At 61.4% G+C, this 19,992-nt stretch carries 20 protein-coding genes; 16 read left to right on the top strand and 4 right to left on the bottom strand.

The window, feature by feature from the left end:
• Positions 1–31 precede the first annotated feature (31 nt).
• On the bottom strand, positions 32–1,168 hold the full coding sequence (locus F4V43_RS16345; protein ID WP_150459325.1) for an N-acetylmuramoyl-L-alanine amidase: 1,137 nt from the start codon (positions 1,166–1,168) through the stop codon (positions 32–34).
• Between the two features lie 244 nt (positions 1,169–1,412).
• On the opposite strand from F4V43_RS16345, the gene F4V43_RS16340 reads away from it, so the two are divergent.
• Positions 1,413–2,351, top strand: a complete 939-nt coding sequence (locus F4V43_RS16340; RefSeq protein ID WP_150459324.1) for a phosphodiester glycosidase family protein — start codon at positions 1,413–1,415, stop codon at positions 2,349–2,351.
• Between the two features lie 3 nt (positions 2,352–2,354).
• The gene (locus F4V43_RS16335; protein WP_150459323.1) at positions 2,355–3,365 is read left to right on the top strand and encodes a bifunctional glycosyltransferase family 2/GtrA family protein; all 1,011 of its coding nucleotides are present in this window, start codon (positions 2,355–2,357) and stop codon (positions 3,363–3,365) included.
• A gap of 4 nt (positions 3,366–3,369) precedes the next feature.
• Here the strand turns inward: F4V43_RS16335 and F4V43_RS16330 are convergent, their stop codons facing one another.
• Positions 3,370–4,455, bottom strand: a complete 1,086-nt coding sequence (locus F4V43_RS16330) for an LLM class flavin-dependent oxidoreductase (protein ID WP_150459322.1) — start codon at positions 4,453–4,455, stop codon at positions 3,370–3,372.
• A gap of 296 nt (positions 4,456–4,751) precedes the next feature.
• On the opposite strand from F4V43_RS16330, the gene F4V43_RS16325 reads away from it, so the two are divergent.
• On the top strand, positions 4,752–5,537 hold the full coding sequence (locus F4V43_RS16325) for a Cof-type HAD-IIB family hydrolase (RefSeq protein ID WP_150459321.1): 786 nt from the start codon (positions 4,752–4,754) through the stop codon (positions 5,535–5,537).
• A gap of 176 nt (positions 5,538–5,713) precedes the next feature.
• On the top strand, positions 5,714–7,084 hold the full coding sequence (locus F4V43_RS16320; RefSeq protein WP_150459320.1) for a PQQ-binding-like beta-propeller repeat protein: 1,371 nt from the start codon (positions 5,714–5,716) through the stop codon (positions 7,082–7,084).
• A gap of 141 nt (positions 7,085–7,225) precedes the next feature.
• Here the strand turns inward: F4V43_RS16320 and F4V43_RS16315 are convergent, their stop codons facing one another.
• The gene (locus tag F4V43_RS16315) at positions 7,226–8,659 is read right to left on the bottom strand and encodes a DHA2 family efflux MFS transporter permease subunit (protein ID WP_150459364.1); all 1,434 of its coding nucleotides are present in this window, start codon (positions 8,657–8,659) and stop codon (positions 7,226–7,228) included.
• A 282-nt stretch (positions 8,660–8,941) separates the two neighbouring features.
• On the opposite strand from F4V43_RS16315, the gene F4V43_RS16310 reads away from it, so the two are divergent.
• From F4V43_RS16310 to F4V43_RS16265, 10 genes are all read left to right on the top strand, one after another.
• On the top strand, positions 8,942–9,532 hold the full coding sequence (locus F4V43_RS16310) for a TetR/AcrR family transcriptional regulator (protein ID WP_150459319.1): 591 nt from the start codon (positions 8,942–8,944) through the stop codon (positions 9,530–9,532).
• Between the two features lie 15 nt (positions 9,533–9,547).
• On the top strand, positions 9,548–10,003 hold the full coding sequence (locus F4V43_RS16305; RefSeq protein ID WP_150459318.1) for a CBS domain-containing protein: 456 nt from the start codon (positions 9,548–9,550) through the stop codon (positions 10,001–10,003).
• A 197-nt stretch (positions 10,004–10,200) separates the two neighbouring features.
• Positions 10,201–10,977 (top strand): ABC transporter ATP-binding protein, encoded by a 777-nt coding sequence (locus F4V43_RS16300; RefSeq protein WP_150459317.1) that lies wholly within the window; start codon positions 10,201–10,203, stop codon positions 10,975–10,977.
• Positions 10,978–11,018: 41 nt separating this feature from the next.
• Complete coding sequence (locus tag F4V43_RS16295; protein WP_150459316.1) at positions 11,019–11,822, top strand: ABC transporter permease; 804 nt, start codon at positions 11,019–11,021, stop codon at positions 11,820–11,822.
• Between the two features lie 20 nt (positions 11,823–11,842).
• On the top strand, positions 11,843–12,727 hold the full coding sequence (locus F4V43_RS16290; RefSeq protein WP_223879931.1) for an ABC transporter permease: 885 nt from the start codon (positions 11,843–11,845) through the stop codon (positions 12,725–12,727).
• Between the two features lie 59 nt (positions 12,728–12,786).
• Complete coding sequence (locus F4V43_RS16285; protein WP_150459315.1) at positions 12,787–14,391, top strand: FAD-binding protein; 1,605 nt, start codon at positions 12,787–12,789, stop codon at positions 14,389–14,391.
• On the top strand, positions 14,388–14,720 hold the full coding sequence (locus F4V43_RS16280) for a ferredoxin family protein (RefSeq protein WP_150459314.1): 333 nt from the start codon (positions 14,388–14,390) through the stop codon (positions 14,718–14,720). The genes F4V43_RS16285 and F4V43_RS16280 overlap by 4 nt, the downstream gene beginning before the upstream one ends.
• A 52-nt stretch (positions 14,721–14,772) precedes the next feature.
• Positions 14,773–15,825, top strand: coding sequence for an ABC transporter substrate-binding protein (locus tag F4V43_RS16275; RefSeq protein WP_150459313.1), 1,053 nt, complete (start codon positions 14,773–14,775; stop codon positions 15,823–15,825).
• A gap of 21 nt (positions 15,826–15,846) precedes the next feature.
• Positions 15,847–17,487, top strand: a complete 1,641-nt coding sequence (locus tag F4V43_RS16270) for an FAD-dependent oxidoreductase (RefSeq protein ID WP_150459312.1) — start codon at positions 15,847–15,849, stop codon at positions 17,485–17,487.
• Positions 17,484–17,834 (top strand): ferredoxin family protein, encoded by a 351-nt coding sequence (locus F4V43_RS16265; protein WP_150459311.1) that lies wholly within the window; start codon positions 17,484–17,486, stop codon positions 17,832–17,834. Before F4V43_RS16270 ends, F4V43_RS16265 begins: the two co-directional genes overlap by 4 nt.
• A gap of 104 nt (positions 17,835–17,938) precedes the next feature.
• Here the strand turns inward: F4V43_RS16265 and F4V43_RS16260 are convergent, their stop codons facing one another.
• Complete coding sequence (locus F4V43_RS16260) at positions 17,939–18,490, bottom strand: glutathione peroxidase (RefSeq protein WP_150459310.1); 552 nt, start codon at positions 18,488–18,490, stop codon at positions 17,939–17,941.
• A 191-nt stretch (positions 18,491–18,681) separates the two neighbouring features.
• Between F4V43_RS16260 and F4V43_RS16255 the strand changes: the two genes are divergently transcribed.
• A complete protein-coding gene (locus tag F4V43_RS16255; RefSeq protein ID WP_150459309.1) occupies positions 18,682–19,356 on the top strand; it encodes a Na-translocating system protein MpsC family protein in 675 nt (224 codons plus the stop codon).
• A gap of 149 nt (positions 19,357–19,505) precedes the next feature.
• Positions 19,506–19,892, top strand: a complete 387-nt coding sequence (locus F4V43_RS16250) for a response regulator (protein ID WP_150459308.1) — start codon at positions 19,506–19,508, stop codon at positions 19,890–19,892.
• Positions 19,893–19,992: the final 100 nt, after the last annotated feature.

The following is a 19,992-nucleotide window of genomic DNA, read 5'->3' as shown; positions in this document are numbered from 1 at the left end:
AGTTTGTCCGTCTCATTTTTAGCCCCGCTCCTCACCGGCTGAAATAATCCGCCAGCCCGTTGGCGATGGCCTGAGCGGCCTGGCGCTGGTAGAAGGCCGTCCGCACGATGGATTCGTCGCGGGCCGTGGTCAGGAAGCCCAGCTCGACCAGCGCCGACGGTACGGAGTTGTTCCGCAGCACATAGTAGTTGCCGTAGGAGACCCCGTTGCTGCTCAGGCCGATGCCTCCGGAGAGGCGGCCTTCAATGGCCCGGGCCAGCTTCTGGTCATCGGACAGGGAGTAGTAGAAGGTCAGCGTCCCGGATACGTTCTTCGGGGAGGAATTGTAATGCACGCTGACGAACGCATCCGCTCCCACCTTGCCGGAGAGCAGGGCGCGGCTGGACAGCGACGGTTTCTGGCTGTCCCGGGTGCGCGTCATGGTGACCTGGGCGCCGGCCGCCGTCAGATCGTCGCGCAGATACAGCGCCGTCTGCAAGTTCAAATCCTTCTCCAGCGTATCATACGTCGTCCCTACCATCCCGGGATCATCGCCCCCGTGCCCGGCGTCCACCACAATCCGCTTGCCGCGAAGTCCGGCGGTCCGGGCCGGTGCGGAAGCGGAGGCCGTCTTGTATGCTGCGGTCGTCACCGCAGCCCCGCCGGTCTTCACGTAGTCCGCTTTGGCCCAGCCCAGCGCTCCGGCGGCGGTCCGCACCCGGTACCAGCCGTTCTCCGACGACAGAATCTGGACCCGGTCGCCGGCGTTCAAGGAGCCGATCACCTGGTAGCCGGTGCCGGGGCCGCTCCGCATGCGGAGCGAGTCCGCCGTGATCGTCGCTCGGCCCGAAGCGGCGGCCGAGGCGGCCGAGGTGATGAGGGGGGCGGCGGAAGTGCCGCCTCCCGTTTTTTTGAGATAATAGCCTGCTACCCAACCGGACAGCGAGCCTGAGCTCACCTTCGCCCAGCCGTGCTGCTCGTCTGTAACCGTCACCACCGCACCGCTCTTCAAATACCCCTTGGCCGCAGCGCCTGCGGCCGGCTCCTTCAGCACGGGCAGCGACGAGGTGTAGACCTTGGCTGTGTAGGCGGCGCCGGCTTCGGCCGGAACGCCGAGCGCCAGCAGCGTCGCCAGCAGTAAGACCGGTATTCTTCGCCCCAGGACGCGCATATTCGACAATTTGACCATAGGTACCCTCGCTTTCGCGGAAATTCATCTTACTCTCTTACCCGCTATATCGGCATCCGGCACCGAATTTGTTGAGATTTCGTTCCGAGGTCCGACAAAGACCGGAAGAGCTTCCCGCAAAAATGGGAACATCGGCAGGCTTGCCTCGCTCGGACTCGGTCCCCTCCGGCCTTTCAGGTTCGTTTAAGGGTTGGTTTCTATACTGAACCCGTAACTGAACAAGATAACGAAAGGCGGTCCCTCTATGAAGATCAAGCGCCCCTTCAGACGAAGATGGATTCTTATTCCCGCGGTTCTGCTGACGCTCGGCGGAACGGCCTATGGTCTGGCAGACCGATATTTAATCGACCATGTGGAGGCAGTCGTGGCTCAGCCGGCTCCCGAAGACGCCCGGGCGGCCGAGACGGCCGCAGAGCAGGCTGCGAATGCGGTATCCGACGATTGGAACTACCGCAGCGACAATATGAGCATTTCTATTACGAAGAAGACGGAAGGCAGCGGAAGCAGTGCGGTTATTTATTACGTCGCGGATGTTCAGGTATCCGATGCGTCCATGCTTCAGTCGGCATTCGCGCAGAATTCCTTCGGCACCAATATTACCGAGAATACATCCGAAATCGCCTCTGACCACGGAGCGGTCTTGGCCATCAACGGCGACTATTACGGGTTCCGGGACGACGGGGTCGTTATCCGCAACGGGGTGCTGTATCGGAATAAGCCGGCGCGGGAAGGAGTGGCGCTCTACAAGGACGGGACGATGGCCTCCTATGAGGAGCCGGAGGTATCGGCGGAGAAGCTGCTTGAAGACGGCGCGCTCCAGACGTTCTCTTTCGGGCCGGCGCTGATTCGGGGCGGCAAGATTGCGGAGAATCTGGACAGCGTGAAGATTGATACGAATTTTGGCAACCGGGGCATCTCGAACGCCAATCCGCGGACCGGCATCGGCATGATTGCACCCAATCATTATGTGTTCGTCGTTGTCGACGGCCGGTCCAGCGAGAGCCGGGGCATGACGCTGAACGAATTCGCGGACCTGATGGCCGATCTCGGCGCAACGGAGGCTTACAATCTGGACGGCGGAGGCTCGTCAACCCTTTATTTCAAGGGACGGGTGGTCAACAATCCGCAGGGCAAAGGGCAGGAGCGGGGCGTAAGCGACATTCTGTATCTGGGGGAGGGATAAGCCATGACGGTATTGATTCCCGCCTATGAACCGGACAGCCGGCTGGTGGAGCTGATTGCGAATCTTCGGCGGATGACCGATGCGCCGATTGTGGTCGTCGACGATGGCAGCGGCGAACGTTACCGGGAAGTATTCCGGCAGGCCGGAGACGCAGGCTGTACCGTGCTGACGCATGGAACCAACCGGGGCAAAGGCAGTGCGCTCAAAACCGGGTTCCGGTACATCCTGGAACATGTGCCCTCTGCCGCGGTCGTCTGCGCCGACAGTGACGGCCAGCATACACCGCAGGATATTCTGGCCGTCGGCCGCGCCAGCGAAGCGGCGGAATCCGGCATGGTGCTTGGCAGCCGCCAGTTCACGGGCAGAGTGCCGCTCCGCAGCCGGTTCGGCAACCGGCTGACGAGCCGGGTGTACGGCGCTGCGACCGGCACACCGATCGGCGATACGCAGACCGGCTTGCGCGGCTATCCCCGGAGCATGCTCCGCTGGTTGTGCCAGGTGCCCGGAGAGCGTTTTGAATACGAAATGAATCTGCTGCTGGAGGCGCCGGTCCAGGGCTATGCCATTCGGGAGCTGCCCATCGAGACGGTCTACCTGAACGGCAACGAATCCTCCCATTTCCGGCCTGTGGCGGACTCGCTGAAGATTTACCTGCCGATTCTGAAATTCTGCGCCGCTTCCCTGGTATCCGGCGCGCTCGACTTTCTGCTGCTCCTGCTTCTTCAGGCGCTGACGTCCAACTTGCTGCTGTCCGTCGTGCTCGCCCGAGCCGGAAGCTCGGCGGCCAACTATGCGGTCAACCGGAAGCTGGTGTTCGGCCGCCGCAGCGGCACGGCGCTTGGACGGTCGGTCCGGCGTTACTACGCCCTCGCCGCCCTGATCCTCGGTCTGAATTACGGTCTGTTGTCAGTGCTCCATACCGGTCTTGGCGTTCCTCTGATTCCGGCCAAGCTCGCTGTGGAGGGTCTGCTGTTCCTGCTCAGCTTCGGCGTGCAGCGCCGGTTCGTCTACTAATTTCCTACTTATCCCGGCGGCTGCGGCGCGCGATTTCCCGGCGGACCGCCGGCGCGACCTCCGTCGCCAGCAGCTCGATTGACTCCGCCACCTTGGCGTACGGCATGCCGCCGACGTCCATCTGGGCCATGAACCGGGTGTGGCCGAACAGCTCATGCTGGTAGAGAATCTTCTCTACAATCTGCTCCGGGCTCCCGACGGCCAGCGCGTTGTCCGCCGCCGTGTAGGCCGAGAATTCCTCGCGGGTGAAGCGGTAATCCCGGCCGTCCTTGGCCCAGAAGCCGTTCAGATAGTTGAGATAATAAGGGTAAAAGCTGTCCAGCGCCGCCTCCGGCGTCCGGCCGATGAAGCAGTGGCTTGTAATCGCCACCCGAAGACTCTCGGCAGGGTGGCCCGCCGCCGCACCGGCAGCCCGGTACACGCCGGCCAGCTCCGCGAACCGCTCCGGACTGCCGCCGAGAATGGCAAGAGCCATTCCGGCGCCGAGCTGGCCGGCCCGCTCGGCGCTCGCCGGCGTTCCGCCAACGCCGACCCACAGCGGAAGCCGCCGCTGATACGGCCGCGGCGCAATTTCGGCTTCGTGCAGGGAGGGCCGGAACTCGCCTTCCCAGGTCACGCTCTCCCGCTCGCCCAGCTCGCGGAGCAGCCCGATATTCTCGGCGAACAGCCGCTGGTAATCCTCCAGATTGTAGCCGAACAGCGGGAAGGACTCCGTGAACGCGCCGCGTCCCACCATAATTTCCGCCCGCCCGTCCGACAGCAGATCCAGCGTGGCAAAATCTTCGAACAGCCGCACCGGATCGATGGTGCTGAGCACCATCGTCGTACTGGCGAGCCGGATGCGCTCCGTCACCTGGGAGAGCGCCGACAGGACAACGGGAACGGAGGAGACGGCAAAATCAAGCCGGTGATGTTCGCCGACGCCGAACACATCCAGCCCGGCTTCATCGGCCAGTCTGGCGGCGGCGACAATCTCCTTGAGGCGGCGGTGGGCGCTGACGGACTGCCCGGTCAGCGGATCGGCGACCAGGTCGCCGAGGGTGTAGACGCCGAATTCAAATTCAGCGGAAGCAGACGGAGAAGCATTCATGGTTTCAGGACTCCTTTGCGGACAAGCCGATAATAGGGTCTGATTATTATACCATTATCCGAGAGGTATCCGGGAGGCGCAGAAGTTCGGGACAGCCTTAGTACGGCTGCCGAGCGGCCGGGCGGCTGCCCGAGCAGCCGGGCGGAAGACAGGCCGCCTTGCCACCACGGACAGGCCGTGGTACCTTTAGTTCGGAACCTTTAAGGTCATGAACTTTACACGGGTCATGGAGCCTGCGGGACACGAGATTACAGAGCGGACCGCGCTGGCGGAGAACCGCGGACAGGAGAAGAAGCGTGGCATACCGGATTGTGTTTTTTGATATCGACGGAACGCTGGTCAACGAAGAGAAGGAGATTCCGGCCGATACGCTGGAGGCCGTACGGAGACTCAAGGACAGCGGGGTGGAGCCGGTTATTGCGACCGGGCGGGCCCCTTATTTTATTAAGCCGCTGGCGGAAGCACTGGGAATAGACTCCTATGTGTGCCTGAACGGGGCGTTGGTCGTCTACAAGGGGGACATGCTCTACAAGCAGCCGCTCTCGCCCGAGACGATCGCCGCACTGGTGGAGACATCGGGCCGGCACGGGCACAGCCTGGTGTTTGAAGGGGCCGACGCCTACTTCGCCAACAGCGAGAACCATCCGTTCGTGACGGATTCCGTGAATTCGCTGAAGGTGGAGCATCCGGGATATGATCCGGAGTTCTGGCGCGGCAATGAAATCTACCAGATCTTCCTGCACTGCGAGGCGGAGGACGAGCCCCTGTACGAAGAGCTGCTGGACCGGCTGCGGCTGATCCGCTGGCATCCGTATGCGATGGATGTTCTGCCTCCGGGCAGCTCCAAGGCCAAGGGGATCGAAGCGATGCTGAATCTGCTCGGCATGAAGCCCGAAGAAGCGGTGGCCTTCGGCGACGGTCTGAACGACAAGGAGATGCTGGAACTCGCAGGTCTCGGCATTGCGATGGGCAATTCCACGCCCGAACTACTGCCTTATGCCGACTATGTCACTGCGGATGTGAATGATGGAGGCATCTGCAAGGGGCTGGTCTACGCCGGACTCTTGGATGGAATCTGCTGACGCATGCAGACGGAAGAAGGCGGAATTTGTCCTTCATCTAACGAATGCCTAACGGTATGAACGGCTAAGCCTGTGAATGAATAGGGGCTTCGCCGTTTTTTTGTGATTCTGGAGCCTGCGGAAAGGTGTATAATCATACGAAGAGGACAACCATCTTTTTACAGGGAGAGGAATCCATGAAGAATCAGCTTCGCAGAGGATGGCAAAAAACGGCGCTGGCAGCGCTCGCCGGCCTGTGCCTGACCCTGCCGGGGACGGCTTCAGCCTTGACGGCCTACGGGCCGCACACGTCGTACAGCGGCAGCAATTACAGCTCGGAAGTCGATCGGCTGACCTACGTCAAGCCGCAGTGGAGTCTGCCCGCGGACGTCTTGGGGAACGACTACACGATGGCTGACAGCGGGGCCGTGGCTGCCGGAGACGGCAACGTCTTTTTCCTTCAGAAGGGTCAGCTTCTGGCTGTGAATGCCCAGACCGGCAAGCGTCTCTGGAAATATGGAGCCGGCCTGCAGTGGCCGCTTCAGTACCGGAATGGGAAGGTCTACGTCTCCTCGAAGAACGGCATGATCTATGCCGTGGACGGCTCCAAGGGTCGGCGGCTGTGGGCCTCTTCGAAGCCGGCCGCGAAGACAGGGAAGCTGCTGATCGACGGGGACAAGCTGTTCGCGGCGGCCGACGGCGGCATTCGGGCCTATCGGCTTCAGGACGGCAAATCGCTGTGGGAGGCCACAGTGAAGGACGGCTATCTGCCCGCAGAGAGCATGATCGCCGCAGAGGGTCTGGTGCTGGCGGAGGGTTCCGTGTCGGGAGCTTACACCTACGGGGTGCTGTATGCGTTTGACCAGGCGACCGGCCGCAGACTGTGGGAAGCGGACAACCATGCGCTTCCGGCCGCGGTCAAGGACGGAACGGTCATTTCGCAGCGGACGGGCAATCTGCTGGACATGCAGGTTCTCACCACCCTCGACTGGCTGGACGCCCGGACCGGCAAGACGGAGAAGACGGTCGTCTACAATCCCGAGAATGTGGACCCTGACCATCCGGCAGCCAAGGACGGCGTCATCCGCAGCGGCGGCATGGCCTGGTACAGCGGAGACCGGATCTACCTTGACGGGGGAGACCGGGTCTACAGCTATCCCGCCGACGCCGATCCGGCAAAGACGGTGCGCGATACTTACCTCAGCGGAGCGTCAGGCTCCCATTATATCGCCGGCCCGTTCGATGGCCGGATGCTGTTCACCGACGCCAATAATCTGAACCTCTATGGCGTCAAGACCGCCAACAAGACAGCGGTCGGCTATAATGCGGGCCTTCGCTATGCCATAGCCCGTCTGGATCTTATCGGCCACGGTCTTTATATCATTCAGACGGACGGCAAGCTGATCGCGGTCAATCTGCAGACGGCGCAGCCGGTGGTCGGACTGGTCACCGGAGGCAACGTGTTCGGCCCGACCCTGGCCGAGAACGGGATGATTATCGTTCAGAGCAAAGGCAAAGTCCAGGCGTTCAAGGAGCCGCAGACGCTGAAGGCGGCAAGGACGAACTGATCTTTATCTGAGAAGACAACGAAAGCGGCCGTTCAAGGAGATTATCCTTGGACGGCCGCTTTGTCTTTGTACAACCAGAAGGGCCGTCCCTGGCCAGTGCCGGCTTTTGGAACGGCCCTTTCGGCTTAGCGGTTGAGAGGGTCAGGATTCGGTTGCGGTCTGGCGGGCCGGAGCCTCGGCTTCCTTGCGCGAAGCCGGGACTTTGCGCTTGAGGAAGAAGGTAAGCAGCAAGCCGACTACAGCGAAGCCGACAATCACGACGTACGCATCGTTGATACCCTGAATATTCGCCTGAAGGGCGATCTGCTTCGGGTCCAGCCCCGACTTGGCGGCGGAGACCATCATGTCGGCATAATGGGTCTTGGTCCGGTCGGTCATAATCGTGACAAGCAGCGAGGTGCCTACAGCTCCGGCCACTTGGCGAATCGTATTGGAGATGGCCGTTCCGTGCGCATGCAGCTTGGCCGGGAGCTGATTGAGGCCCGCCGTCTGAATCGGCATCATCAGCAGCGCCATGCCGATCCGGCGTCCGGTGGAGAGCAGCAGCAGATACATATAAGTGGTCTTATCGGTCAGATCGACGAAGCCGAGCGTGGTTCCGATCGTAATGACCATGCCGGCAACGGCCAGCCATTTGGCGCCGAACCGGTCGAACAGCTTGCCGGTAACCGGCATCAGCACGCCCATGACAATTGCGCCCGGCAGCATCAGCAGACCGGAATCCAGCGCCGAGTAGCCGCGGACGTTCTGCAGATACAGCGGGAGCAGCATCATATCGGCGTACATTACCAGGGTGATGGCGATATTGATGAGCGTGGTCAGCGAGAACATGCCGTACTTGAAGGCCCGCAGATCAAGCAGAGGCTGCCGGGAGACGAGCTGCCGCCAGGTGAAGAGAATCAGCGAGAGCACGCCGGCGGCAATGGTGGAGAGCACCTCGGCGCTGGACCAGCCAAGGCTTGCCGCGCGGCTGAAGCCGTACAGCGTGGAGCCGAAGCCGATGGTGGAGAGCACGACGCTGAGCGAGTCGAGCGCCGTTGCGGTCTTCTCCGAGACGTTCTTCAGGTAGATCATGCCGATCAGAATAACCAGGACAACAAAGGGCAGCATCCCGTAGAACATCACTTTCCAGGAGTAATTCTCCAGCATATAACCCGTCAGCACAGGACCGATCGCCGGGGCAAAAATGATCGCCAGCCCGACCATGCCCATGGCGGCACCGCGGTTATCGGGCGGGAAGATCGCCAGAATGACGTTCATCAGCAGCGGCATAATGATGCCTGCGCCCGCCGCCTGAATCAGACGTCCTGCGAGCAGAACGGAGAAGTCGGTCGCGACTGCGGATACCAGAGTTCCGATCAGGAAAATCCACATGGAAGCCTGGAAGAGCTGACGGGTGGAGAAGCGCTGCATCAGAAAAGCCGTTATCGGAATCAGCACACCGTTGACCAGCATATATCCGGTTGTCAGCCACTGCGCGGTGGCCGCCGTAATGCCGAATTCATGAATGAGCTTCGGAATCGCGACGCTCATGACGGTCTGGTTCAGCGTTGCGAGGAAAGCTCCCAAAATCATAACCAGCAGAATGGGACCTTTCTTCAAAGCGGCGGTGCCTGCGGCAGCAGTCTTGCTCAAGAGGAATCATCCTTTCGTATACCCATAGATTAAATTTACACAGCGTAGTATAGTTAACAGCATATCAATCATTATAAAAGGTAATGGCCGGTTTACAAGCGACACATTCCTTCGATATGTAAATAATTCAAGTATGGTTTCGCTTACAGTCTAAATTGTCAAGGATATACGACACATCCTTAAAGGTTGTTAACTACTTATTCGAGGGGAGGAGACCGGACGATGAACACCTCCGGCAAAGTTGACCCGCGCGTGCTGCGCACCCGGCGGCTGCTGAAGCAGGCTTTTTTCGAGCTGCTCCAGGAACGGGAAGTCGATAAAATCACCGTGAATCAGCTCGCCGAGCGGGCGACCATCAACCGGGTTACGTTCTATTTGCACTACCGGGACGTCCCCGACCTGATGGACAGGATCGCCGATGAAATGATTCAGGAAATTTCGGGAATTCTGTCTGTCGACAATCCGGACCCCGAGCAGCGGAATTCTCCGGGGGGCAGGCGGGAACGGCTGCTGAAGTTGCTGGAGCACATCGCGGACAACTCGAAATTCTACAAATCCGTGCTGGCGACGCGGCGCATCTCCGTCTTCGCGGAGCGCCTGCTCGATCTGATCTCCAACCTGATTCTCGGAGAGATCCAGCGGCAGGAACAGCTTCAGCCGGATGGATCTTCCATGCAGATTCAGAAGGATATCGCCATCTGGTACGGATCGTCGGCGCTGATGGGCGTCATTATCAAATGGCTGCAGAACGATATGCCCTATTCGCCCGCGTATCTGGCCAGGCAGTTCGCCATGCTGACTTATCGCAATTAACGGGGAGGAAGAGGAATGCAGGCTCATGAGTTTATGATTCGGCAGGTATACAAGGTTAAGGAGAACGATACGGTACGCGCGGTAATTGAGAAGTTCATTGAGCACCGGATCAGCGGGCTGCCCGTTGTGAACGAGCGCAACGAGATCGTCGCTTATATCAGCGACGGGGATATTATGCGCTATATCGGGAGACAGAAGGACAGAATCGTCGATTATGTCTATTTCAGCTTTTTGCTGGAAGGCGACAACGAAGCGCTGGAACAGCGCGCCCAGAGATTGCTGAAACTCAACGTGATGGAAGTGGCGACGCGCAAGGTGATCAAGGCGGCTTGGGATGATGAGATTGACGGCATAGCAGCCATACTGGGGCAAAAGCACATCAAGAAGCTCCCCGTTGAGCGGAACGGGGTGCTCGTCGGCATTATCAGCCGGGGCGACGTCATCCGGCATTCCTTCGGCCTGCTGCTCTAGGATAGCCCGGAAGCCGCTGTGCCGAAATCCTTGATTTTACGGTTGACAGAGCCGGGATTCAATGATAGGTTAATAAACAACAAAACTCATTAGAATACTATGAATTAAATCACAAACCCGACTGTACGGACAGAGGTTTTGCGTTGAAGGACGCGGAATCTCTGTCTTTTTTGTGTACGGGAGCGAGGAGGAAGGCCATGGGAGAAGCGCTGTTGGCGATCTCGAACCTGAATAAGTCATTTGAAACGGCCGCCGGAAGGGTCCGGGCCCTTCAGGGAGTGAATCTGCGGGTGGAGGAGGGCGAGTTCATCACGGTCATCGGACCAAGCGGGTGCGGCAAATCGACGCTGCTGCGCATTGTGGCCGGGCTTGACACCGAATTCTCGGGAACCGTGAAGCTGGGCGGAGAGGCGATCCGCGGACCGGGCATAGATAAAGGATTTATCTTTCAGGAGCATCGTCTGTTCCCTTGGCTGACCGCCGAGAAGAATATCGCTTCCGATCTGTCGCTGCGCGACCCGCAGGTGCGCCGGAGAGTGGATGAGCTGATTGCGCTAGTGAAGCTGGAAGGCTTCGAGCGTTCCTATCCCCGCGAATTGTCCGGCGGGATGGCCCAGCGGGTGGCGATTGCCAGAGCCCTGCTGCGGAGTCCCCGGATCCTGCTGCTCGACGAGCCGTTCGGGGCGCTGGACGCCTTCACCCGCGCCCATATGCAGGCGGTGCTGCTTGATATCTGGCAGACCCGGCGGACGACGATGGTCTTCGTCACGCATGATATTGACGAAGCGGTCTTTCTGGGCAGCCGGGTCGTTATACTGGAGCCGCGCCCCGGCCGCATCCGGCGGGTTATTCCGATCGATCTTCCGTATCCGCGCAAGAAGGCCGGCACTTCCTTTCAGGAGCTGCGCCTGCGGGTGTTGAGCGAGTTCGAGAAGGTGGAAGAGCTGGAACTGACGGACGGCGCAGGAATCTGAGGAGGAAGAATGATGTTGATGAACAAAAGAGGCGTTGCCCGATGAGCAACCGCGCCCTGACGCTTCGCGGCCCGGGCAGACCGGGCCGGCTGGCCGCCGTTCTGCTGGGCTCCATTCTGCCGGTTGCCCTGCTGGCCGTCTGGCAGACGCTGGGCCATTACGGCCTGATCTCGGATCTGCTGTTCCCGACCCCGTATACCATTCTCCAATCCTTCGTGTCACTGGCGGCTTCGGGGGAGCTGTGGAACAATCTGAAAGTCAGCGCTATCCGGGCGGGACTCGGATTTCTGCTGGGAGGCGGACTGGGACTGTTCTTCGGCGTGCTGGTCGGCCTGTACCGGCGGCCCGAGAAGCTGCTGGACCCGTCGCTGCAGATGATCCGGATGGTGCCCAGCCTTGCGGTTGTGCCGCTCTTCATTCTCTGGTTCGGAATCGGCGAAGAGTCCAAGGTGCTGCTGATTGCCAAGGGGGCTTTCTTCCCGGTCTATATCAATACCTTTATGGGAATTCGCGGCGCAGACAACAAGCTGTTCGAGGTGACGCGCGTGCTCGGGTTCAACCGGCGGCGGCAGATCACCCGGCTGGTTCTCCCGGCGGCGCTTCCGAATGTCATGCTCGGAGTGCGGCTGTCGCTGGGACTGTCCTGGCTGGGACTGGTGGTGGCGGAGCTGATCGCCTCCACATCGGGAATTGGCTATATGATGTCGGACGCCCGGCAGTTCGCCGATACGCCCGTTGTCTTTGTAGGCATCCTGGTGTTCGCGGCAGCGGGTCTGCTGACGGATACCGCCGCCCGGCTCTTGGAGCGGCGTCTGCTCCGGTGGAAGGAAGAGGCTCTGACCTAGATGAAGGAGGCGAATCAATCTTGAGTGAACACGTGGAACGCATCGCCGAGTCGGTCCCGGGCGTACCGGCCGGCAAGAGCCGGGCGAAGCGGGTCCGGCCGGAAGCCGCCGCCCGAAGGCCGGCGGCAGGGCCCGGCTGGAGAGCGCAGCTGGCCGATTGGGGCCAGGCGGCCGCTCTGCCGGCAGCCGTGCTGGCCGTCTGGCAGATTGCCGGGGGAGCCGGCTGGGTGTCGGCGGAATTTCTGCCAACCCCTGCGTCGATTGCAGCGTCCTTCTTCCGGCTGGCAGCCTCCGGCGAGCTGCTGCGCCATCTGGAGATCAGCGTCTGGCGGGCGCTGCTCGGATTTGCCGCCGGAAGCGCGCTCGGTCTGCTGCTTGGCCTGCTGACCGGGCTGTTCCGCAGCGCAGCGTATCTGCTGGACCCGGCTTTGCAGGTTCTGCGGCTGATTCCGCATCTGGCGGTCGCTCCGCTGATTATTCTCTGGTTCGGCTTCGGCGAAGTCTCCAAGGTGGCGATCATTATGAGCGGCTCATTCTTCCCAATCTATATCCATACCTTTGCCGGAATACGCGGGGTGGAGAACAAGCTGTACGAGGTGGGAAGGGTACTGGCCTTCGGCCCGTGGCAGCGGCTGCGGCGGCTGGTCCTGCCGGCCGCGCTGCCGAATATCCTGCTCGGTCTGCGGCTGTCGATGGCGGTCGCCTGGATCGGTCTGGTCGTGGCCGAACTGATCGGCTCCCGGTCCGGCGTCGGGTTCCTTATTAATGAAGCGAAGCAGAATTCGGATACCGCGGTTATCTTCGTCGGCATTCTGATCTTTGCCGTCGTGGGCAAGCTGATCGATACGCTGTTCCGGTTCCTGGAGAAGCGTCTGCTGTTCTGGCGGGACAGTTATCGCGGCTAAAGGCCATCGCGATTGAGACCAAAGCGATTGAGGCCATATAAAAGAGAGGGTGAGCGTCCATGAGGAATGCGGAATTAAACTCGCTTCATTTAACAACGGATGTGCTTATACTTGGAGGGGGTCCGGCCGGAACCTGGGCGGCTCTGGCTGCGGCAGCGGCCGGCGCCAAGGTCGTGCTGGCGGACAAAGGATACTGCGGCACGAGCGGAGCCACCGCACCGTCGGGAACGGGCGTCTGGTACGTCGAGCCCGAAGCCCGCCTTCGGGAAGAGGCGAAGGCGAGCCGGTTCCGGCTCGGAGGGGAGCTTGCCGAGCACCGCTGGATGAACCGGGTGCTGGACCGCACCTATGCGAATATGAACCGTCTCGGCGTACTGGGGTATCCGTTCCCGGTCGACGAGTTCGGCAACCCGCACCGGCGCGGCCTCCAGGGTCCCGAATATATGCGGCTCATGCGCCGGCTGGTCAAGAAGGCGGGCGTCCGCATTCTGGACCACAGCCCGGCGATGGAACTTGCAGCCGACAGCCACGGCGTTGTCGGAGCTTCCGGGGTACGCCTGGAGAGCGGCGAGCCTTGGAGCGTCATTGCCGGAGCGGTGGTCATCGCCACGGGAGGCTGCGCCTTTCTGAGCAAGGCGCTGGGGTGCAACGTGCTGACGGGTGACGGCTATCTGTTCGCCGCCGAAGCGGGAGCCTCGCTGTCGGGCATGGAGTTCTCGAACGCCTACGCGATCTGCCCGACCTTCTCTTCGGTAACGAAGACGGCGTATTACAGCTATGCCAGCTTCTATTATGAAGACGGGACGGTCGTGGAAGGGGCCGGCTCCAAGAAGGGCCGCTCGGTGATCGCCCGCAATCTCCTGGCCGGCCGCCAGGTGTACGCCCGGCTGGACCAGGCCCCCGAGGATATCCGTCCGCTGCTCCGGGTAGCCCAGACGAACTTCTTCCTGCCGTTCGACCGGCTCGGGATCGATCCGTTCACCGACCTCTTCCCGGTTACCCTCCGGCTGGAAGGCACGGTCCGGGGAACGGGCGGTATCCGGCTGGCCGGAGAAGACTGCCGGACCGAGGTGCCGGGATTGTACGCCGCCGGGGACGCCGCGACGCGGGAGCTGATCTGCGGCGGCTTCACCGGCGGCGGCAGCCACAACGCCGCATGGGCGATGTCCTCCGGCTCGTTCGCCGGAGAAGGGGCGGCGCAGTACGCGCTGTCGCTCGGGCGGCATGCGGCGGACCGCCGTCCCGCCGGGCTGTCCGTCTCTCCGCTGCGCGGCGGGAAGGAGGAGAACGGCGCCGCAGCGCGGACGGGCGAATATACGGAAGCTGTTCAGCGGGAAGTGAAGCCGTACGATATCAACCTGTTCCGGACGGAAGAGCGGCTGTCCGCTTCCCTTCAGCGGCTGAACAGCCTCTGGCGGGAGCAGCGTGCCCGCCCCGCGGCCCGGACGGCCGAAGGCGTCAAGGCCCGGGAAGCCGAAGCCATGACGGCCACCGCCCGCTGGATGTACGCTTCCGCGCTGGAGCGGAAGGAGAGCCGCGGGATGCATAAGCGGGAGGACTTTCGGTCGGAGGATGCGGCCCAGCATTACCGCCTGATCACCGAAGGACTGGATGAAATCCGGGTCAGCCGCGAAGAGGTTGTCCAGGAGGAGGTGCTGCAATGATCGAAATCGTAAGCGCAAGCCGGTGCATTCAGTGCAATCAGTGCGTGTCCGTCTGCCCGACGCGGGTATTCGACCGCGGAGCGGACGGCATTCCGGTCATCGCCCGCCAGAGCGACTGCCAGACCTGCTTCATGTGCGAGCTCTACTGCCCGGCCGATGCGCTCTATGTGGCGCCCCAGGCCGAAGGAGCCATGCCGGTATCCGAGGCGGAACTTGCGGAAGCGGGCCTGCTCGGCGGCTACCGGGAGAAGGTCGGCTGGGGCAAGGGCCGCCGTCCGGTCGCCTCCCGGGACGACTTGGTCCGGCTGTCCCGCCGGGCCGGGGTCTAGCGGACCCGAATTCCACGCTCTATCCATAATGAAGAAACAGGGGGAGTTTATAATGGCATATCGTACAAGCGAGAGTAGAAGATTCAACCGGCCGGCGCTGCTCCGGCTGCTGCTGGCGGCGGCCGCGGCGCTGTCACTGCTGGCGCTGGCCGCCTGCGGAGACAATGGCGGAACCGGTCCGGCCGGGAATAAGGCTGAGGCAGCGGGAGCGGAAGCCGGTAAGCACACAGCACCCGCGGTGCTGAATTACGGCTATATCGGAGCGAATGATCTCAATCTGCCCGGCGGAGCCGAAGGCTGGGGACTCTATAAAGGCATCATTCAGGAAGAACTGAAGAAACACGGCATCACCGAAATCAAGCTGACCGGATTCCCGAACGGACCCGATCAGACAGAATCGCTTATCAGCGGGCGGCTCGACATCGGCAGCCTCGGCGACACCCCGGCGATCATCGCCTATGCCGGCGGCGCCAAGACCCGGCTGATCGCCCAGAGCTCGGTCGGCAACGTCGCCTACCTGATTGCCAGAAAGAACGGGCCGGTCAGCGTCAAGGACCTGGAGGGCAAGACCATTGCCACTCAGAAGGGCTCCTTCATGCATCGCTATCTCGTCGGCCTGCTGAAGCAGGAAGGCGTGAAGAATTACAAAATCGTCCATATGCTGATCCCGGACGCTTCCGCAGCGCTGGCCCGCGGCGACATCGACGCCACCACGAACAACGGCGTCCAGGCGCTGAAGCAGATTGACGAAGGCTATCCGCTGCTGGACGATGCCACCCGGCACCCGGAATTGCTCGGCTCGAGTGCAACGGTCGTATCCAAGGCGTATCTGGAGAAATTCCCGGATTTCCCGCAGGTCTGGAACGAAGCGCGGAAGAAGGCGCTGGCCGATCTGAAGCAGCACGAGGACGAATACTACGCATTTCTGGCCAAGATTGGCAGCACCACGCCGGAGCTTGCCAAGAAGACCAGTCCGATTGAGAATCTCCGCGAAGAGGCATTCACCGAGGAGGGCACCAGCCTGCTGGAGGGAACCAAGCAATTTCTCGTGGAGGAGAAGCTGGCAAGAAAGGACTTCCGGCTATCCGACTGGCAGCTTCAATGAGAGGAGTTGAACAGCAACAACATGTCCAAGTCAACCGATGAACAGTGGACTGCCGATGTGCTGGTTCTTGGCGGCGGTCCGGCCGGCGCCTGGGCCGCATGGAGCGCGGCGGCTTCGGGAGCCCGGGTCGTGCTGGCCGACAAGGGGTACCTCGGTACAAGCGGGGCGACCGCGCCCGGCGGGACGACGCTGCTGGTCGTTCCGCCGGTGGCCGAACTGCGGGAAGCGGCGGTGCAGGAGCGCCTTCGGGCAGGCGGCTACCTGTCGGAGAATGCCTGGATTCACCGCGTGCTGGATCAGGTGGACCGGAACCTCGAGCAGATTGGTCAATGGGGCTACCCCTTTCCGAAGGATGACCGGGGGGTGCCGATGCGCACCCACCTGCACGGCCCGGAATACATGGGCCTCATGCGGAAGGTGGTTCGCCGGGCCGGCGTGCGCATTCTGGATCAGTCGCCCGCGCTGGAGCTGCTGCGCGATGACTATGGCGTCGGCGGAGCGCGCGGCCTGAACCGGCTGACCGGCCGGAGCTGGGAGGTGCGGGCCGGCGCAGTCATCATCGCCACCGGCGGCTGCGCCTTCCTGAGCAAAGGGCTGGGCTGCAATGTGCTGACCGGAGAGGGGCTGCTCATGTCCGCCGAAGCGGGCGCCCATCTCTCCGGCATGGAATTTACCCGGCAGTATGCGCCAAGCTTTGCCGAAGGCAGCGTCACCCGCGGGCGCATGCTCGCCTGGGCAACGCTCTACGACGAAGCGGGACGGCCGCTGCTGAAGGGCGACCGCACCTTCGGCAGCCTTCCGGAGCTTATGCTTCGGGGGCCGGTCTATGCTTCGCTGGATCTTGCCGATACCGAGGAGAAGCGGCAGTTCCTGAGACGCGCCCATCCGATCTTCTTCATGCCGCTGGAACGGGCGGGGATCGATCCGTTCCGGGACCGGTTCCCGCTTACGCTCCGCTACGAAGGGACCATGCGCGGAACCGGCGGGCTGCGGCTGACCGGCTCCGGCTGCGAGACCACGGTCCCCGGCCTGTACGCCGCCGGAGATGCCGCATCGCGCGAGAAAGTATGCGGCGCGGTGTCGGGCGGCGGCGCGTACAATGCCTCCTGGGCGATGTGCAGCGGCGCCTGGGCCGGAGAAGCGGCGGCCCGTTACGCCCTGCCGCTCGGGAAGGCTCCGCGTCTGCTCGCCGGAGCGGGCGGCGCGGCCTCCGGACTTGCCGGCGGTGCTTCCGGCTCGGCGGGGACGCTGGAGGCACGGCCGCTGATTGCTGCGATCCAGCGCGAGGTACTCCCGCTGGAGATTAACTTTGCCCGGAGCGAGCCGGGCATCGGCTCGGCGCTCCGGCGGCTGGATGGCCTGCTGCCGGAGCTGGAAGGGCGGATAGGAGACGCCGTGCAGGACCGGGTCAAAGCCCGCGAAGCCGCGGGCATGCTGGCCGCCGCCCGGTGGATGTACACCGCCGCCCTGGCGCGCAGAGAGACGCGCGGGCTGCATACGCTGGCCGAGTATCCCCGGCTCGATCCGAAGCAGACGCACCGGCTGATTCTGTCCGGCGTGCGCACAATTGCTGCCGGAACGGAGCCGGTGCCCCATGCCGGCGAGCTGGAGCGGGAGACGGCGGCCGAACTGTCTCTTCCGGGAAAGGAGCGGGCGATATGATCGAGCTTATAAGCGCCGAGCGCTGTGTGGGCTGCCAGCTGTGCGTCCGGGTATGCCCGACGAATGTCTTCGATTTCGACCGGACTGCGAAGCTTCCCGTGACCGCCCGACAGGAGGACTGCCAGACCTGCTTCATGTGCGAAGCCTATTGTCCGGCGGACGCCCTGTACGTCGCGCCGCAGGCAGAGCGGCGGGTGGAGGCCGAGGAGGCGGAGCTGGCATCGGCGGGGCTGCTCGGAAGCTGGCGCAGCGAGATCGGCTGGTCGCCGGGCGTCCCGGATACGATGGCCGAGCGGGACACCACGCCCTGGTTCGAGGAGTTCACGCTTCGCCACAGGGGCCGCTAAGAACCCGGTGCCGGCGCCAAAAGACAGAGAAAGGCCGCTTGCTGCCTGCCCGAAGCGGGGCGGGCGGCAAGCGGCCTTCCTGTTATTTAATTTTAGACAACGCCCTAGAGCAGGGATTCAATGGCGGGCTCGATGTCCAGCGGATCGACCGGCGTTTCGAACCGCTCGGCGACATGGCCGCTGCGGTCGATTAGGAACTTGGTGAAGTTCCATTTGATCTCGTCGGTGGCAAGATCGCCGGGGTTCCGTTCTTCCAGCATAGCCTTGAGCATGCGGGCCGCCGGATTGGCAGCATCGAATCCCCGGAACCCGGCTTCGTGGATCAGGTGGGCATAGAGGGGATGCTTGTCTTCGCCGCGTACTTCGATCTTCTCGAAGAGCGGGAAGGTAACGCCGTAGTTAAGCTGGCAGAAGGTATGTACTTCTTCGTTCGTGCCGGGTTCTTGGCCGCCGAATTGATTCGAAGGAAATCCGAGAATGACCAGGCCCTGTTCTGCGTATTTGTCGTACAGCTTCTGGAGGTCGGCATACTGCGTGGTGAAGCCGCACTGGCTGGCCGTGTTCACGATCAGCAGCACTTTGCCGCGGTATTGGCCGAGGCTGATTTCCGTTCCCCGGATCGTTCGGGCGGTGTAGTCATAGACGGTTGCGTTCATAGCTGTTCTCCACTCCCAGCGAGATATTTTCTTTCCTATTTAATTGTAGGCAATTCAAAAAAATATGTCAAAATTCTTATGTACGAACCCTTCGCAAGCGATTATACTAATTGGGCAAACTGTTTTTTCAGCAGGCAAAATCCCTCCCCGGATATTCAGATGAACTGAATTTTATTGCTGGAGGAACATGCATGAGCACAATTGATCTATCGGGTCAGCTTTCCAGTTTTGCGGGCAGGCTGCTCCGGGAACGTTTCGGCAAAGGTCCGGAATCCATTTATGCCTCTATCGGCAAGCAGTGCATTACGCTGCACATTCGCAACTTTATCGGACCGGTCGAACGCTTTTTGTTGAGCAAGGAAGAAGAGCAGGCCTTTCGGTATACCCGGGAGCTGCTGATGAAATCCCTTCTTCCCGAACTGTCTTCGTTCCTCAAGAGCGAGATGGACATCGAGGTAGGAGAAATTTTTTACGATTGGGGTATACATAACGCTTCGGGCATGATCGTAGCTCTGACTAAGAACGACGATACGTACGTCGATCATTATGCGGGACGCGAAGAGGTGCACGCCCAGATTGTGGAAGTCAGTCGCAAAGTCCAGAAGGAGCCGGATTTCATTGATTCCTGGTGGCTTAACCCTCGTACTCTTATCATCAAGCGGGAAGGCATCCTGATCCTTCTGGAGAAGGAACTGATTGATCTGGGCTACGAGAACACGCTGAAGACAACCAAACGAAAGATGGAGAAGCGCTATCTGGAAGAGACCACGACTATCGCCCCGCTTCTGGGCAAGGAATTGTCCGATATTTATGTCGATTGGGACTTCGAGAAGGATACCAGCGTTATCGCGTATACATTTTACTGAGAATTGATAGGCCATACCTGGATAGGCGGGAATGAGTCGGACATGTCGCATGAGCCGAACATAAGCCGAAGGAGGGGCGCATGCCCTTTTCTTCGGCTTTTTCATTTTAGGCCAAATCCCCGTGAGACCTGGAACAAGGAGGACCGCACATGACTGAATCGGGCGGGACGGTGTTATATATTGAGGACAATCCGCTGAACATGGCGATGATGCATCATATCTTCCGCAAAAACTTCCCGGACGTGCGCCTTCTTGGCGCCGAGACGGGAGAGAAGGGCCTGGAGGCCGTGCGGACCCATCGGCCGAAGCTCGTCATCCTGGATATCGGGCTCCCGGGAATCGACGGCTACGAAGTGCTGCGCCGGCTGCGCGAACAGGAGGAGAGCGCAGGCATCCCTGTTCTGGCGATCAGCGCCTTTGCGGAAGAGTCTGATATTTCCAGAGCGAGCCAAGCGGATTTTGCCGCCTATGTCACCAAACCGATTGAAATCCGGTCGTTTACCCGGCTTGTCGAGGAACTGCTGGATATCCGTTAGTCGACGCGGCTGCAACGATTTGCAAAGGGATTCCGGGGAGGGATGCCGCTTTGCGCCCGCCTTTTGGCGGGATGCGCGTCAGGGGCGCAGGGACAAGCAG

This window comes from Paenibacillus spiritus, from assembly GCF_008710135.1.
In the GTDB taxonomy this organism is placed as follows: Bacteria; Bacillota; Bacilli; order Paenibacillales; family Paenibacillaceae; genus Paenibacillus_AQ; species Paenibacillus_AQ glufosinatiresistens.
This window is presented reverse-complemented; position numbering and strand designations above follow the sequence as displayed.

What these genes read in the sequence shown, in the direction of transcription:
- F4V43_RS16310 (WP_150459319.1), top strand. Translation starts at nt 8,942, where the DNA reads ATGAACACCTCCGGCAAAGTTGACCCGCGCGTGCTGCGCACCCGGCGG.
- F4V43_RS16280 (WP_150459314.1), top strand. Translation starts at nt 14,388, where the DNA reads ATGATCGAAATCGTAAGCGCAAGCCGGTGCATTCAGTGCAATCAGTGC.
- F4V43_RS16275 (WP_150459313.1), top strand. Translation starts at nt 14,773, where the DNA reads ATGGCATATCGTACAAGCGAGAGTAGAAGATTCAACCGGCCGGCGCTG.
- F4V43_RS16315 (WP_150459364.1), bottom strand. Translation starts at nt 8,659, where the DNA reads ATGATTTTGGGAGCTTTCCTCGCAACGCTGAACCAGACCGTCATGAGC.
- F4V43_RS16255 (WP_150459309.1), top strand. Translation starts at nt 18,682, where the DNA reads ATGAGCACAATTGATCTATCGGGTCAGCTTTCCAGTTTTGCGGGCAGG.
- F4V43_RS16250 (WP_150459308.1), top strand. Translation starts at nt 19,506, where the DNA reads ATGACTGAATCGGGCGGGACGGTGTTATATATTGAGGACAATCCGCTG.
- F4V43_RS16260 (WP_150459310.1), bottom strand. Translation starts at nt 18,490, where the DNA reads ATGAACGCAACCGTCTATGACTACACCGCCCGAACGATCCGGGGAACG.
- F4V43_RS16305 (WP_150459318.1), top strand. Translation starts at nt 9,548, where the DNA reads ATGCAGGCTCATGAGTTTATGATTCGGCAGGTATACAAGGTTAAGGAG.
- F4V43_RS16300 (WP_150459317.1), top strand. Translation starts at nt 10,201, where the DNA reads ATGGGAGAAGCGCTGTTGGCGATCTCGAACCTGAATAAGTCATTTGAA.
- F4V43_RS16270 (WP_150459312.1), top strand. Translation starts at nt 15,847, where the DNA reads ATGTCCAAGTCAACCGATGAACAGTGGACTGCCGATGTGCTGGTTCTT.
- F4V43_RS16265 (WP_150459311.1), top strand. Translation starts at nt 17,484, where the DNA reads ATGATCGAGCTTATAAGCGCCGAGCGCTGTGTGGGCTGCCAGCTGTGC.
- F4V43_RS16340 (WP_150459324.1), top strand. Translation starts at nt 1,413, where the DNA reads ATGAAGATCAAGCGCCCCTTCAGACGAAGATGGATTCTTATTCCCGCG.
- F4V43_RS16345 (WP_150459325.1), bottom strand. Translation starts at nt 1,168, where the DNA reads ATGGTCAAATTGTCGAATATGCGCGTCCTGGGGCGAAGAATACCGGTC.
- F4V43_RS16330 (WP_150459322.1), bottom strand. Translation starts at nt 4,455, where the DNA reads ATGAATGCTTCTCCGTCTGCTTCCGCTGAATTTGAATTCGGCGTCTAC.
- F4V43_RS16285 (WP_150459315.1), top strand. Translation starts at nt 12,787, where the DNA reads ATGAGGAATGCGGAATTAAACTCGCTTCATTTAACAACGGATGTGCTT.
- F4V43_RS16320 (WP_150459320.1), top strand. Translation starts at nt 5,714, where the DNA reads ATGAAGAATCAGCTTCGCAGAGGATGGCAAAAAACGGCGCTGGCAGCG.
- F4V43_RS16335 (WP_150459323.1), top strand. Translation starts at nt 2,355, where the DNA reads ATGACGGTATTGATTCCCGCCTATGAACCGGACAGCCGGCTGGTGGAG.
- F4V43_RS16295 (WP_150459316.1), top strand. Translation starts at nt 11,019, where the DNA reads ATGAGCAACCGCGCCCTGACGCTTCGCGGCCCGGGCAGACCGGGCCGG.